The 14,323-nt window shown below is 71.3% G+C and carries 10 protein-coding genes; 7 read left to right on the top strand and 3 right to left on the bottom strand.

Translation table 11 applies throughout. The annotated features are described in order from the left end of the window. Positions 1-2: 2 nt before the first annotated feature. Entirely contained in the window at positions 3-1,028 is a 1,026-nt protein-coding gene (locus AB0D48_RS28300) for an Lrp/AsnC family transcriptional regulator (protein WP_362402864.1), read from the bottom strand. A gap of 168 nt (positions 1,029-1,196) precedes the next feature. Between AB0D48_RS28300 and AB0D48_RS28295 the strand changes: the two genes are divergently transcribed. Then, positions 1,197-2,738 carry an MFS transporter gene (locus AB0D48_RS28295; RefSeq protein ID WP_362402861.1) on the top strand — a complete coding sequence of 514 codons (1,542 nt, stop codon included), beginning with the start codon at positions 1,197-1,199 and terminating at the stop codon, positions 2,736-2,738. Between the two features lie 157 nt (positions 2,739-2,895). Further along, positions 2,896-3,417, top strand: coding sequence for a hypothetical protein (locus AB0D48_RS28290; protein ID WP_362402858.1), 522 nt, complete (start codon positions 2,896-2,898; stop codon positions 3,415-3,417). A gap of 207 nt (positions 3,418-3,624) precedes the next feature. Here the strand turns inward: AB0D48_RS28290 and AB0D48_RS28285 are convergent, their stop codons facing one another. Continuing rightward, a complete protein-coding gene (locus tag AB0D48_RS28285) occupies positions 3,625-5,895 on the bottom strand; it encodes a M4 family metallopeptidase (protein ID WP_362402855.1) in 2,271 nt (756 codons plus the stop codon). A gap of 381 nt (positions 5,896-6,276) precedes the next feature. On the opposite strand from AB0D48_RS28285, the gene AB0D48_RS28280 reads away from it, so the two are divergent. After that, complete coding sequence (locus tag AB0D48_RS28280) at positions 6,277-7,752, top strand: sugar transferase (RefSeq protein WP_362402852.1); 1,476 nt, start codon at positions 6,277-6,279, stop codon at positions 7,750-7,752. Positions 7,753-7,770: 18 nt separating this feature from the next. Here the strand turns inward: AB0D48_RS28280 and AB0D48_RS28275 are convergent, their stop codons facing one another. Continuing rightward, entirely contained in the window at positions 7,771-8,718 is a 948-nt protein-coding gene (locus AB0D48_RS28275) for a GDP-L-fucose synthase (protein ID WP_362402849.1), read from the bottom strand. Between the two features lie 255 nt (positions 8,719-8,973). Here AB0D48_RS28275 and gmd point away from each other — a divergent pair, with 255 nt between their 5' ends. The 4 genes from gmd to AB0D48_RS28255 all read left to right on the top strand — a co-directional run bounded on the left by gmd (position 8,974) and on the right by AB0D48_RS28255 (position 14,198). Further along, positions 8,974-9,987: a GDP-mannose 4,6-dehydratase gene (gene gmd / locus AB0D48_RS28270; protein WP_362402846.1), complete on the top strand. Its 1,014-nt coding sequence runs from the start codon at positions 8,974-8,976 to the stop codon at positions 9,985-9,987. Between the two features lie 245 nt (positions 9,988-10,232). Continuing rightward, entirely contained in the window at positions 10,233-13,007 is a 2,775-nt protein-coding gene (locus AB0D48_RS28265) for a LamG-like jellyroll fold domain-containing protein (RefSeq protein WP_362402843.1), read from the top strand. A gap of 96 nt (positions 13,008-13,103) precedes the next feature. Further along, positions 13,104-13,784 carry a hypothetical protein gene (locus tag AB0D48_RS28260; RefSeq protein WP_362402840.1) on the top strand — a complete coding sequence of 227 codons (681 nt, stop codon included), beginning with the start codon at positions 13,104-13,106 and terminating at the stop codon, positions 13,782-13,784. Positions 13,785-13,979: 195 nt separating this feature from the next. Beyond that, positions 13,980-14,198 carry a DUF6458 family protein gene (locus tag AB0D48_RS28255; protein ID WP_362402837.1) on the top strand — a complete coding sequence of 73 codons (219 nt, stop codon included), beginning with the start codon at positions 13,980-13,982 and terminating at the stop codon, positions 14,196-14,198. The last annotated feature ends 125 nt before the right edge of the window (positions 14,199-14,323 follow it).

Below are 14,323 nucleotides of genomic sequence, written 5' to 3'. Positions count from 1 at the left end.
CTTCAGGGGGCGGGCGGCGGGTCCACCAGCCGCCCGTCCTCCACGAGCATCCCGGCCCGCTTGACGCTGCGCAGGGTCGGGATGAGCTCCACCTGGCCCACGCCGTCCACCGAGCCGATCCGCTCGGTCAGGTAGGTGTAGAGCGCGTCGGTGTCCCGGCACACGGCCACGGCCATCAGAGCGGCCGCCCCCGTCACTGCCGCCGCGAAGGCCACCTCGCGGTGGCTCGCCAGAGCTGCCCCCACCTCCGCGATCCGGGCCGGCGGGACGGTCAGCACCAGCGTCGCCTCAGCCTCGTAGCCGAGGTGTGCCGGGACGAACTCCACGTCGAAGAAGACCGCCCCGAGCTCGCGCAGCCGGTCCAGCCGCCGGCGGGCGGTGGACTCGGACAGGCCGGTGGCGCGGGCCAGTTCCGGATACCCGGCGCGGCCGTCCCGGCCCAGCACCGAGAGCAGCGCGAACTCCGTCGCGTCCAGGGTGTACGGGGTGTCCCGCTCCGGCCCCGGCTCCACCGGTGGCGGTTCCAGTGCCGCGATCTGGTCGGGGCGCAGCTCGTCCAGACCCGTCCAGGAGTCGGCTCCGCCGAAGAACTTGCGCAGGATGGTGTGGGCGCTGATGCCGGTCACCCGGCGGGTGCGCGGCAGCTTCTCCAGCAGCAGCGTGTCCCGGTCCTTGCGGGTACGGGCCCGCGTCATGCAGTGGATCTCCGTACCGCCCGAGTTCAGGGTCACCCATGCGATGTCCGGGCGGCGCGCGAGGGCCTCGGCCACCGGGAGCGCCGCGTCGGGGGCGCACTGCACCCGCAGCCAGGACTCGAACAGCCCGACGCGGCTGCCCACCGGGAGTCCTACGACCCGGATCAGGCCGGTGGTCCGCAGCCGCCGGTAGCGGCGAACCACGGTCTGGTCGGAGACCTCCAGCACCTCGGCGAGACGGCTGAAGGCGGCCCGGCCGTCGATCACCAGGGCCTGGATCAGGGCGCGGTCGAGGGGGTCCAGCTCCACGGTCTCGTGCGTGCTCTGCTGCATGGTTTCCATCATGACAGGGGCTCGGGCAGGGGAAATCCGGCAGGAAGGAGCCCCTGGGTGGGGAACGGGGCCGGGGGCTGGGAGCTTGGGGCGTCGGCATCCGGCCCGGCCCGGACTCCCGTCCCGGGCCCGCCCCCTCGTCCCCTCACACACCCCAGGAGAACTCCCATGCGTAAATGGCTGCCGCTGACGGCAGTGAGCCTCGGGGCCTTCATGCTCCTGGTCGACGTCACGATCGTGACCGTCGCCCTGCCCGGCATGGCCGCCGACATGCGCACCGACTTCGCCGGACTCCAGTGGGTCATGGACGTCTACGCGCTGGCGCTGGCGGCCCTGCTGCTCGGCGCCGGCTCGCTCGCCGACCGGATCGGCCGGCGCCGCGTCTACCTCGGGGGGCTCGCGCTCTTCGCCGCGGCTTCGCTCGCCTGCGGGCTGGCCACCGGCCCGGGGGAGCTGATCGCCTTCCGCGCGGTCCAGGGCGTCGGCGGGGCCGCCATGTTCGCCACCACCATGGCCCTGCTCAGCGGCGCCTACCAGGGCCGCGACCGCGGGATCGCCTTCGGCGTCTGGGGCGCGGTCAACGGCGCCGCCGCCGCGGCCGGTCCGATCATCGGCGGGCTGCTCACCGACCACTTCGGCTGGCGCTGGATCTTCTTCATCAACCTGCCGGTCTGCGCGCTGGCCGTGTACGTGACCCTCAAGGCCGTCGCCGAGTCGCGTGACCCGCACGCCAGGGGCCTCGACCTGCCGGGCATGGCCGCCTTCACCACGGGCGCCGGGGCCGTCACGTACGCGATGATCCGCGTCGGCGAGAACGGGTGGAGCTCGCCCACCACGCTGGGCCTCCTCGGTCTCGGCGCCGCCGCCTTCGCCGCCTTCGTCCTCGTCGAACTGCGCAGCTCCCGCCCGATGCTGGATCTCTCGCTCTTCCGCAGCCGCACCTTCGTCGCGGTCATGGCCGCCGGGCTGCTGCTGTCGGGCGCCGCCTTCTCGTACCTGATGTACGTCTCCCTCTGGCTGCAGTCCGCCGAGGGGATGGGCCCGGTCGGCGCGGGTCTGGCTCTCGTGCCGATGAGCGCGGCCGCGTTCTTCCTCTCGGCGCTGGCCGGGCGGCTGCTGCACGCCATGCCGGCGCGGCTGACCATCGGCGGCGGGCTCCTGTTGATCGGCGTGGGCGCGCTGCTCCAGGCCTGGATGCTGGACGCCGGTGACGGCTGGCCGGCCATCGTCCCGGGGCTGCTGGTGACCGGCCTGGGCGTGGGCGCCGCGACGCCTGCGCTGGCCGCGACCGCGATGGAGGCTGTGGCCCCGGCCCGGGCGGGCATGGCCGGCGGAGCCCTGAACACCGCGCGCCAACTGGGCACGGCCCTCGGGATCGCCGTACTCGGCGCGGTCTTCCACGCCGGACTCCGCGGTGGCCTGGGCGACGGCGGCCGGGAGCTGTCGGAGCCGCTGGCCTCCGGCGGGGCCGGACGGCTGCTCGCCGAGGCTCCGGCGGGAGCGGCGCGCGAGACCCTGAGCACACTGGTGGACGCGGCCTTCGCGAGCGGGCTCCGCGAGACGTTCCTGGTCTCGGCGGCGATGGGCCTGGCGGGCGCCCTTGCGGTGTTCCTGCTGGTCCGCACCGGTCCGCGCCGGGGTACGGGCGCCCCCGCAGCGGTCCCGGGGCAGGCGGTCCCGGCGGCAGGGACACCGGCGGCCCGGCGGTAACTGCATCCCGCCATAAGGCGGGTGACCCGGTACCTCACGGGTGAACCTTCGAACGCGCTGCGCACGCCGAATCGTTTCGCCATCCCCGTCCGCTCCTACGGTTGCCCGCGGATGCCACCGGACCCGGTATCCGAGGACCCCGAGAAACGGACTTCCCATGCGTCTTCGCACCACCGCCGTCGTCTTCGCCGGCGCCCTTGCGCTCATTCTGCCCACCGCCGGCCAGTCATTGGCCGACGACCACAGCAGCAGCGACCTCGGCACGCTGCACTACCGGTTCGTCGACGACGAGGGCGACGCGCGCAGCGCGCAGCTCCGGCCCGCGGAGAACGACACCTGCTACGTGCTGACCCGCACCTCCGACGCCGAGCCCGCCGTCGAGGTGAGCAACGAGACGGAGTCGCTGGCCGTCCTCTTCGACAACCGGACCTGCGACGGCAAGGCGGCGCGGGTCCTCGAGCCCGGTCAGCGGACGCAGGACGTGGAGGTCGTCTCGGTCTTCTTCAAGCCGGTCGAAGGGGAGCAGACGGGCAAGGGCGACGGGAACGCCCGCGAGGACCAGGCGCCTGAGGACCAGGCCCGCGACGACCAGGCCCGTGAAGACCAGGCGCGCGACGACTGGGAGGACAGCGAGAGCGCAGAGGACCTCCTCGACCAGCTCTTCCACTCCATCGGCTGACCCGGCAGCTCCCCGGCCGACGAGGGCCCGGCACCCCGGCGCGGGGGCGCCGGGCCTCCGTCATCCCGGGGGAGCGGGGCGGACGCGAGCGTGCGGCCGGCAGGCTCCACCCGCCCTTGCTCATGGAACAGGGCCGCCCGGGGAGGTCTTCTGCCGGGCGGCCCCGTGGTCTATCTGGTCAGCTTCTTCTCACGTGGCCCCGGTGGGTCAGAACGTGAGCTTCCAGCTGTTGATGTAGCCGGTGTCGGCCGCGTACACGTCCTTCACCCGCAGCTTCCAGACACCCTGCGCGACCTCGGAGGAGGCGTTCACGGTGTAGGAGGCGATGACGTTGTCCGCGGAGTCCGAGCTGGAGGTGTTCTTCAGCCGGTACGCCGTGCCGTCGGGGGCGATCAGGTCGATCTGGAGGTCACCGCGGTAGGTGTGGACGATGTTCACGTCCACCTTGAGGGTGCTCGGGGCGTTGCCCGTGCGGTTCACGGTGATCGGCGAGTCGACCGTGGAGTTGTCCGCGATCTGGTAGTCGGTGGTGTTCTCGAAGACGTTCGGCTGCGTGGTGCCGACCGTCCAGGTGAAGGCCGCCGTACCGGTCTGGTTCGCCGAGTCCCGCACCGTGACGGTCACGTTGGACGTGCCCGCGGTGGTGGCGGTACCCGAGATCAGGCCGGTGGAGGAGTTGATCGACAGGCCGGCCGGCAGACCGGTCGCCGAGTAGCTCAGCGCACCGGCGTTGCTGCTGGTGGCCTGGATCTGCAGGCTGACTGCGCTGCCGGTGACGGTCGTCTGGTTGCCCGGGTTGGTGACGGAGACGCCGACCTGGGGGCGGGCGCCGACGCCGATGCCGGCCCAGGCGTGCGCGACGTTGTTGTACGTGGCCGAGCCGGCACCGTACAGGTCGGCAGCGGCCTGCAGGGTGGCCGTACGGGCGGCCGCGTAGTTGGTGTTCGACTTGAACAGACCGGTCGTCAGCGCGCGGAACCAGATCTTCGAGGCGGCGTCGCGGCCGATCGCGGTGACCGGGAGGCCGTCGGCGGTCGGCGAGTTGTAGCTCACCCCGTTGATGACCTTGGCGCCCGAGCCCTCGGAGGCCAGGTAGTACCAGTGGTTGGCCGGGCCCGAGGAGTAGTGGACGTCGATGGATCCGATGCCCGAGTACCACGAGTCCTTGGAGCCGCCGTCCTTGCTCGGCTTGTCCATGTAGCGCAGCGGGGTACCGTCGCCGTTGATGTCGATCTTCTCGCCGACGAGGTAGTCGCCGACGTCCTGCGGGTTGTTGGCGTAGAACTCGACCGCCGCCGCCATGATGTCGGAGGTGGCCTCGTTCAGACCGCCGGGCTCACCGCTGTAGGTCATGTTGCCGGTGACCGAGGTCAGACCGTGGGTCATCTCGTGCGCGGCCACGTCGGTCGAGGTGAGCGGCTTGTTGTTGCCCTCGCCGTCGCCGTAGGTCATGCAGAAGCAGGAGTCGTCCCAGAACGCGTTGACGTACGCGTTGCCGTAGTGGACCCGGCTGTACGGGGCCACGCCGTCGTTGCGCAGGCCGTTGCGGCCGTGCACGTTCTTGTAGTAGTCCCACGTGACCTGGGCGCCGTAGTGGGCGTCCGCGCCGGCGGTCTCCAGGTTGGAGGCCAGGCCGTTGCCCCAGATGTCGTCCGTGCCGGTGAAGAGGGTGCCGGTGCCGGAGGAGCCGTGGTTGAGGTTGTACGTCTTGTGGCTGCCCCGTCCGGCGTCGGTCAGCGTGTAGTTGCTGCCCGACTGGGACGTACCGAGGGTCACCTGGCCGCTGTACTGCGTGTTGCCGGTGCCCGTCTCGATGGCCTGCCACTCGGTGATCTTCGCGCCGGTCTTGGCGTTCGTCACCACGTGCAGCTCGCTCGGGGTGCCGTCGTCCTGGAGGCCGCCGACGACGGTCTCGAAGGCGAGGACGGGCGCGCCCTCGGCCGCCCAGATCACCTTGCGGGCGCCCTTGGAGGCCTTGGCCTCCTTGGAACCCGCGGCGTTGGCGGCGGCGACCGCCTGGCCCTCGGCGGCCGACGGGGTGACCGTGGCGTCGGTGTCCGCGACCTTGATCTCGTGGTTGGTCGCCTTGGTCACGCTCTTGGTGACGCCGTCCTTGGCGTGGACGGTGAGGTCACCGCCGAGCACCGGGAGGCCGTTGTAGGTGCGTTCGTACGTGGTGTGCGTGGTGCCGTCGGCGTCCTTGACCACGTCGCGGACGACGAGCTTCTCGCCACCGCCGAGGCCGAGCGCCTTGGCGGCCTGCGCGGTGGTCGAGTTGGCCTCGGCGAGGAGCGTCGCACGCTCCGAAGCGCTGAGTGCGCGGTTGGCCGCGCCCGGGTTGGACTGGACGGCCTGGCGGGCCTGCGACGCGGTGGCGTCGGCGGTCGCGGTGCCGGTCTGTATGCCTACGGCGAGCAGGGCTGCCGCGGCAACGAGCGCGCCGGCCGCGGTGGCACGCCTCTGGGGGGTGGCTCTCAACGCAGACTCCTTCTGCAAGGGGGGTTCCGGACGGCTGGGTGGGCCTCCGGGCAGATCAGGGCTGGTGCGATGAACGGTCGAAGAGTGCCACCTGCCGGCCATGATGTCAGGAGCGTGTCAAAAGGTTGGCCGGAAACAGTTCGTTGTCCGATCAGACGTATCCGGTATGCGAACCATTCACCTTTGCGTGCGAGAGAGGCGTCCGGCATTCGGAACGCCTGATACCGGTTGCTAACACTTGAGCAACAAGAGGTCGTGATGCCCCAAACGGCATCTGGCGAACGGGTGTTTGTCGTACTGTTTCCCGGTGCGACAGATGTTCACTGCCAGGGGAAGCCGTGGACAGTCGCCGCTGTCATAGACCACGTGCCAGGGGGGCCCATGAGGCATGTCCATTTTCCTGCGCAAAGTGTGGCCGGTACGGCCCGGGCGTCCTTCCTGCCCGCACGGCGCCTCGGTGACAAGGCCCGTTGGTACCTGCCCGCCGCCGTCACCGCCGACTTCCTCGGCGCCGCCGTTCCCGTAGGGCTCGTCTTCGCGGCCGCCCAGCAGGTCCGGCCCCTCTACTGCGCCCTCGGCGCCGCGCTGGCGTGGACCGGCGTGCAACTGCTGCGCCGGCGGTACGCGGCCCGGGCGCTCGGAGAATCCCGTGGAGTGCTGCCCGTCGTACACGACTGGCTGATTCTGATCGGTGTGCTCGCGGTGGCCCGCGTGGTGACCGAGGAGGACACCCCCCGGCTCTCCGCCCTCGGTGCCCTGCTGCCCGCCCTGCTGATCACCGTCGCCTGCCACAAGCTGACCTACCGCCACCTCACGGCCGCCCGCCGCGAGGCCCACGCCGTCAGCCGGGTCCTGGTGATAGGGGAGGCCGACGCGGCCGAGGACGTCATCGCCCACCTCGCCGCGCGCACCGACCATCCGTACGTGGTCGTCGGCGTGGTTCCGGTCGGCGACGGATCCCTCGCCAGCGGAGTGCCCGTGGCGGCCCGGCTCGACGCGGCGGTGCCGTCGGCGCGGGGCGGCGACGCCGCGGCCGTGCTCGGCGCCGTCCGCAGCCAGCACGCCGACCTGGTCCTGGTGGCCCCCGGCGCGCGGTTCTCCGGGGAGCGGCTGCGCCGTGTGGCCTGGGCCCTGCACGACGCCGGGCTGGAACTGGCCGTCTTCCCCGGACTGGTGGAGGTATCCGTCAAGCGGCTGGAGACCCTGTCCGCGGGCGGACTCGCCGTGCTGCGCGTCGTACCGCCACTCGGCCGGGGCGTGCAGACCCTGCTCAAGTCGGCCCTGGACCGCGTGGGCGCGGCGGCCGGGCTGCTGCTGCTCTCCCCGGTCTTCCTCGGGATCGTCCTGGCGATACGGCTCGGCTCGCGCGGCCCGGCCTTCTACCGGCAGCGGCGCATCGGCCGCGACGGGATCCCGTTCGTCATGTGGAAGTTCCGCACCATGGTGGTGGACGCCGACGTGCGCAAGGCCGAGCTGGCCGGGGCCAACGAGCACGACGGCCTGATGTTCAAGATGCGCCGCGACCCCCGGGTGACCCGGGTGGGCCGGCTGCTGCGCCGCACCTCGATGGACGAACTGCCGCAGCTGATCAACGTCCTGACCGGACACATGTCGCTGGTCGGCCCGCGCCCGCCGCTGCCGGAGGAGGTGGCGGAGTACGACGAGGTCGAACTGCGCCGGCTCACCGTGCGGCCGGGCATGACGGGGCTGTGGCAGATCAGCGGACGGTCCGACCTGTCCTGGGACGAAACGATCCAGCTCGATCTGCAGTACGTCGACAACTGGTCCTTCACCAGTGACGTCGACGTGATGGGCCGCACGCTCCGCGCCGTCGTCGACGGTCGCGGAGCGTACTGAGAGGCTCCGGGTTTGGGATCAGCCGTTCTGCTCGCGCCACCACCGGTAGGTGGCGGCGATGCCGTCCCGCAGCGGGATTCCGGGCTTCCAGCCGAGGGCGGTCAGCCGGCCGACGTCGAGCAGCTTGCGCGGGGTCCCGTCCGGCTTGGACGTGTCCCAGGCGAGCCTGCCCCGGAAGCCGGTCACCTCGGCGACGGTCTCGGCCAGCTCCCTGATCGTCAGGTCCTCGCCGCAGCCGATGTTGACGGGCTCGTCGCCGTCGTAGCTGCCGAGCAGCACCACGCAGGCCGCGGCGAGGTCGTCCACGTGCAGGAACTCCCGGCGCGGGGTGCCGCTGCCCCACAGGGTGACCTCCTCGCGCCCGTCGGCGGCCGCCTCGTGGAAGCGCCGGATGAGGGCGGGCAGGACGTGCGAGGACTCCAGGTCGAAGTTGTCGCCCGGGCCGTACAGGTTCGTCGGCATCGCCGAGATGTACGAGGCCCCGTACTGCTTGCGGTACGACTGGACCTGGACGATGCCTGCGATCTTCGCGAGCGCGTAGGCCTCGTTGGTCGGCTCCAGCGGGCCGGTCAGCAGGGCGTCCTCGCTGATCGGCTGCGGAGCCAGCTTCGGGTAGATGCAGGACGAGCCGAGGAACAGCAGCCGGCCGACACCGGCGGTGTGCGCACCGGCGATGACGCTGAGCTGGATCTTGAGGTTGTCCTCCAGGAACTGCACCGGGTACGTGCTGTTGGCCATGATTCCGCCGACCTTGGCGGCGGCCAGCACGACGGCGTCCGGGCGGACGTCCCTGAGGTACGCCTCGGTCGCGGCGGCGTCGCGCAGATCGAGGTCGGCGCGGCCCCGGGTGAGCACCTCGTGGCCGTCCGCGGTGAGCCGGCGGGCGACCGCGGACCCCACGAGGCCGCGGTGGCCCGCGACGAAGACGCGGGCGTTCGGGGGCAGCAGCGGCAGCGAACTTGTCATACCGCCGATGATGCCAGTCCGCTCCGCAGGAGGTGGCAGCAGTCCGTACCCGTCCGGTCCGGACCCCGCTGCCCCGCCCGGGGGAGTCCTGGCCCCGCCCCGCCCGGCGCACCCGCGGAATCCGCCGCAAAGACGGCCGGACCGGGCGTGTACGGTACGCATCCAGTCCCCGGGCACGCGCCCCGGGGGACCGGGCGCTGCCGGGGGTGCAGCCCGCTCGATACAACGAACAGCAACCACCACCAGGGGGACCCCATGGGCAAGACCGCACTGATCACCGGCGTCACCGGGCAGGACGGCTCGTACCTCGCCGAGCTCCTGCTCTCCAAGGGCTACACGGTGCACGGTCTGGTGCGGCGGTCCTCCAGCTTCAACACGGAGCGGATCGACCACATCTACCAGGACCCGCAGACCGCCAACCGGTCCTTCGTCCTGCACCACGCCGACCTCTCCGACGGCGTCGCCCTGGTGAACCTGCTCCGCGACATACGCCCCGACGAGGTCTACAACCTCGGCGCGCAGTCCCACGTCCGCGTCTCCTTCGACGCGCCCCTCTACACGGGCGACGTGACCGGCCTCGGCGCGCTGCGCCTGCTGGAGGCGATCCGGGCCAGCGGTATCGACACCCGCATCTACCAGGCCTCGTCCTCCGAGATGTTCGGCGCCACCCCGCCGCCGCAGAACGAGGGCACCCCCTTCCACCCGCGCAGCCCCTACGGCGCCGCCAAGGTCTTCGCCTACTGGACCACGGTGAACTACCGCGAGGCCTACGGCATGTTCGCCGTCAACGGGATCCTCTTCAACCACGAGTCCCCGCGCCGCGGCGAGACCTTCGTGACCCGCAAGATCACCCGCGCGGTCGCCCGCATCAAGGCCGGTCTCCAGGAGAAGCTCTACCTCGGCAACCTCGACGCCGTCCGCGACTGGGGCTACGCCCCGGAGTACGTGGACGCGATGTGGCGGATGCTCCAGCAGGACGAGGCCACCGACTACGTGGTCGCCACCGGTGTGGCCGCGACCGTCCGCGAGTTCGTCGAGGCCGCGTTCGGACACGCCGGTCTCGACTGGAACGAGCACGTGCGCTACGACCCCAAGTACGAGCGCCCCAGCGAGGTCGACGCGCTCATCGGCGACGCCTCCAAGGCCCATGACCGGCTCGGCTGGAAGCCGACGGTCCTGGTGGACGAACTGGCCAGGATCATGGTCGACGCCGACATCCGCCAGGTCGAGGACCAACTGGCGGGCGTGACGGTACGCATCGACCGCTGAGGCCCTATATTTCGCCTACGATTTGCCGTGTCCCGGTCATACCCCGCAGGTCCCTGCGGGTGAGACCGGGTCAAACCTGCTGTATGTCCGTAGTGCACCCTCCAAGCTGAACCCTGTATTCCAAGTTGGTATGCAATGGGTCAAGTGAGGTGACCGGGCCCTCACGTGAGCCCTAGTCTGCGCCAGTACATATGGCTGTTCGGATAGTTCCAGCCATCAAACCGGGCGATTGCCCTGGGGGGCTCATGCGTAGATCCAGAGGGCTGACTGCCGCCCTCGTCCTGTCACTGGCCGGTGCCGGCACCGGTATAGGCCTCGTGCTGATGCCTCAGGCGTCCGCCATCACGGCGCCAGTGGCATTCACCGCCGACAACCTGCCGACGTGGCAGCCCAACGGCATCGTGTGGGCGATGGCCCAGGCGAACGGCACCGTCTTCGCCGGTGGCACCTTCTCGGCCGTCCGCCCGCCCGACGGCGCCGCAGGCACCGAGCAGGACGCCGTGAACTTCGTCGCGCTCGACGCCGCGACCGGCGCCCCGACCTCGTGCAAGCTCGCCTTCACCGTCGGGGACGGCACCGCGACGGTCCGCACGCTGGCCGTCTCGAAGGACAAGAAGACCCTCTACGCGGGCGGCTACTTCGGTGCCGTGAACGGCACCCCGGTCTCCAGCCTCGCCGCGGTCGACATCGAGACGTGCACCCCCAAGGCCGCGTTCCACCCGAGCGTCCCCGCCACCGTGCGCGCCATCGCCGTCACCGACGACACCGTGTACGTGGGCGGCGACTTCGCCGCCGTCGAGGGCCAGACCCGCGAGCGCTTCGCCGCGGTCGACGCCTCCTCCGGCGCCCTCAAGCCCTTCGTCGCCAACGCCGACGAGCCCGGCCGCGCCATCGAGATCAGCAACGACGGCAAGAACGTCCTGCTCGGCGGCGACTTCTTCTCGGTCAACGGTGCCAACACGCATGCGCTGGCCGTCGTGAACGCCACCACGGGCGCCGTCACCAAGACATACACCAGCATCCCGTCCAACTCCGTGGTCAAGGACATCTCGGCCGACGCGACGGGCTACTACACCGGCAGCGAGGGCTCCGGCGGTGGCGTCTTCGACGGCCGCATCGGCCTGAGCACCGACTTCAACGAGAAGTGGCGCGACCGCTGCCTCGGCGCCACCCAGTACGTGCTGCCGTACGACGGGGTGCTCTACAGCTCCTCGCACGCGCACGACTGCTCCACCGAGCTGGAGTACCCCGACGGCAAGCGCCACTTCCTGCTGGCCCAGCCGACCGACCACACCGGCGCCGCCCCCGCGCCCGTGAACGGCTTCGTGCGCGGCCCGCGCAAGCTCGGCTGGTTCCCCACCGCCAACGACGGCCTCGGCGAGGGCATCGGCCCGCGCGTCATGTCGGTCGCGGAGAAGAACGACGTCAAGTACATGTGGGTCGGCGGTGAGTTCACCCTCATCAACGGCAAGCCGCAGCAGGCCCTGACCCGCTTCGCCTCCACCGGCGACGTCGGCGCCCCGACCACCCCGGTGGTCAGCGCCGCGAGCGTCAAGCCCGGCGAGGCGCAGGTCCGCTGGCGCACCAGCTACGACGCGGACGACAGCAAGCTGACCTACCGCATCTACCGCAACGGCTCGGCCACGCCCGCCGCCACGGTGAACGCGGACTCCCTGGAGTTCGAGCGGCCCCAGGCCTCCTGGGTCGACACCACGGTCAAGGCGGGCCAGTCGTACACCTACCGCGTGACCGCGACCGACGCGGCGGGCAACACCAGCGCCCTGTCGGCCAGCGTCTCGGTGACGGTCCCGGCCTCGGTCCAGGCGTACCCGAACCAGGTCCGCGCGGACGGCGCCAACCTGTACTGGCGCTACGACGACACCGTCAGCCCGTACGTCGCCGACTCCTCGGTCAGCGGCAACACCGGCGGCGTCCAGCTGAACGCCCCGGCCCTGCGCCAGACCCCCGGCGCGGTCTCCGGGACCAGCACGGCGATGGGCTTCAACGGCACCAGCCAGCAGGTCTACAGCGACCACCGCCAGACGGTCGGCGCCGCGTTCACCCTGGAGACCTGGTTCAAGACGAGCAGCACCCGCGGCGGCAAGCTGATCGGTTTCGGCAGCAACACCGACCGCAGCAGCGGCTCGTACGACCGGCAGATCTACATGACCAACACCGGTCGCCTGTTCTTCGGCGTCTCCGACGGCTCGGCCCGCACGGTTTCCACCGGGCTGTTCGACACGTACAACGACAACAAGTGGCACCACGTGGTCGGCACCCAGGGCCCCGGCGGCGTCACCCTGTACGTCGACGGCCAGAAGAAGGACTCGACGAACCGCACCAGCACGCAGACCTACGCGGGCTACTGGCACGTCGGCGGCGACAACCTCACCGGTTGGCCGTCCCGTCCGACGAGCAACTTCTTCGCCGGCCAGATCGACGAGACGGCCGTCTACCCGGCGGCGCTCACCGAGACCCAGGTCAAGAACCACTTCACCCTGGCCAAGGCGGCCACCGACACGGTCTCCAAGGTCAACGCGACCGAGGACACCTACATCAACCAGGGCGCCCCGAGCACCGCGTACGGCACGTCCGGCTCGCTCGCGGTGCGCGGCACCTCGGCGTACGAGACGTACCTGCGCTTCGCCCTCCCGGCCGCGCCGGCCGGCCAGGTCCTCAAGTCCGCCTCCCTGCAGGTCAAGACCACCACCCAGACGGGCGCCGGCACCGCCGACACCGTGTCCGTGGTCCCGGTCACCGGCACCTGGAGCGGCGCGGGCACGACCTTCAACACCAAGCCCACCCTCGGCACCACCCCGCTCGGCACCATCGCGGGCGTGCCGGACGGCTCGGCGGTCCACAACGTCGAGCTGGACACCGCCGCGGTCTCCGCGGCGCTGGGCACCAGCTACAGCCTGGGCCTGACGAGCACGGGCACCGACCCGCTGTGGATCTGGTCCTCGGAGTCCACGGCCGCGGACGGCATCCCGCAGCTGGTTCTCACCTTCGGCGCGAAGTAGCGAGAACCGAAGTAACCGCCTGACGGCGTGCGGGGCCCGGTCTGCGTGGCCGGGCCCCGCACTCCTGTCCCACCCAGTAAGTACGGGAGCCATCCGATGTACCGACGCTCCGCAGCGGCTGCTGTTCTGCTGACCGCCGCCCTGACGCTGACCGCCTGCAGTTCCGGCGGGGGCAAGGCCGACTCCGGCGCGGAGGCGAAGGCCAAGCCCCCGGCCTCGTCGGCCGCCCCCGACCCCGCGGACAGCGCGGCGCCCTCGGCGCCCGCGCCCGACGCGAAGCCGACGGGCCCCGTCCTGCCCGACGCGAAGCTCACCCCGAAGACGGGCAGTTTCACGGCGGAGGAGAAGAAGTACCTGAGCGGGCGCGTCCCGGAGAAGATGGACCCCGCGGCCGTCCTGCAGAGCGGCCAGGAGGCCTGCCAGCGCGTGGAGCGCACCGCGAAGCGCGACAAGGACGCGGCGACCGGCGCGGTCATCACCGGGGAGATCCCGGGCGCCAAGGACGCGATCACCCTGTTGTGCCCGGAGCAGAAGCCGATCCTCGCGGCGGCCGAGAAGGGCTTCCCCGAGGGCCCCCGCCAGTCGCCCGCGGCGGGCACGTACCGGGCGCTGACCCAGGCCACCACCTGCACGTGGGAGGCCAAGGGCAAGGACGGCTCCGTCCTGGCCTCGGGCCCCGAGACCCCGCCCAAGACGGGCGACAAGATCACGGCGACGATCCCGTCCGGCACGGCGGAGTTCAACTCCTCGGGCTGCTACGCCTGGGTGCCCGCGTAAGGGCCACCACTGCCGTACGAGAACGCCCCCGGGGCCGGACCGCCGGTCCCCGGGGGCGTCCTCTTTTTCCGCGTCCTCGCACGGTGCGGCGTCGGGTCTGCCCGACTGCCGTTCCCCGGGGGCGTTTTCGCGGGCCGGGTCGGGGTAGCCGCGTGCAGTACGCGACCATGACCCCGGCATGCGGAGGCGAGTCCTATGAGTGGCCTGGGCGGCTGCATCGGCCTGATCGTGGTGGGGGCCATCCTCACCTTCGCCACCGACTGGGAGATGCGCAGCGTCGACCTCGACCTGGTCGGCCTCATCATGATGGCGGCGGGAGCCATCGGCCTCGCCGTGTACTCCAGCGTCCTCAAGCGCCGTCGCGCGGCGGGCGCCATCCCGGTGGTGGAGGAACGCCGCCGCGACGGCGTCTAGGTCGTGTCGTCAAAGTCCCGGCTGGCTGGCGGGGCCTGGCACGCACGCTCGCCGCGTTGTCGTCGGTCACCGACGTCCCCCAGCTACCGCTGGGAGGTGCCCCCACCGCGTCGATTCCCTCCTCC

The sequence above is a fragment of the Streptomyces sp. NPDC048269 genome (genome assembly GCF_040652395.1).
In the GTDB taxonomy this organism is placed as follows: Bacteria; Actinomycetota; Actinomycetes; order Streptomycetales; family Streptomycetaceae; genus Streptomyces.
The sequence above is the reverse complement of the archived record's forward strand: the minus strand, read 5'-3'. Positions and strand labels throughout refer to the sequence as shown.

Coding starts and splice junctions, on each gene's coding strand:
- AB0D48_RS28265 (WP_362402843.1), top strand. CDS start 10,233: ATGCGTAGATCCAGAGGGCTGACTGCCGCCCTCGTCCTGTCACTGGCC.
- AB0D48_RS28275 (WP_362402849.1), bottom strand. CDS start 8,718: ATGACAAGTTCGCTGCCGCTGCTGCCCCCGAACGCCCGCGTCTTCGTC.
- AB0D48_RS28290 (WP_362402858.1), top strand. CDS start 2,896: ATGCGTCTTCGCACCACCGCCGTCGTCTTCGCCGGCGCCCTTGCGCTC.
- AB0D48_RS28255 (WP_362402837.1), top strand. CDS start 13,980: ATGAGTGGCCTGGGCGGCTGCATCGGCCTGATCGTGGTGGGGGCCATC.
- AB0D48_RS28280 (WP_362402852.1), top strand. CDS start 6,277: ATGAGGCATGTCCATTTTCCTGCGCAAAGTGTGGCCGGTACGGCCCGG.
- gmd (WP_362402846.1), top strand. CDS start 8,974: ATGGGCAAGACCGCACTGATCACCGGCGTCACCGGGCAGGACGGCTCG.
- AB0D48_RS28300 (WP_362402864.1), bottom strand. CDS start 1,028: ATGCAGCAGAGCACGCACGAGACCGTGGAGCTGGACCCCCTCGACCGC.
- AB0D48_RS28260 (WP_362402840.1), top strand. CDS start 13,104: ATGTACCGACGCTCCGCAGCGGCTGCTGTTCTGCTGACCGCCGCCCTG.
- AB0D48_RS28295 (WP_362402861.1), top strand. CDS start 1,197: ATGCGTAAATGGCTGCCGCTGACGGCAGTGAGCCTCGGGGCCTTCATG.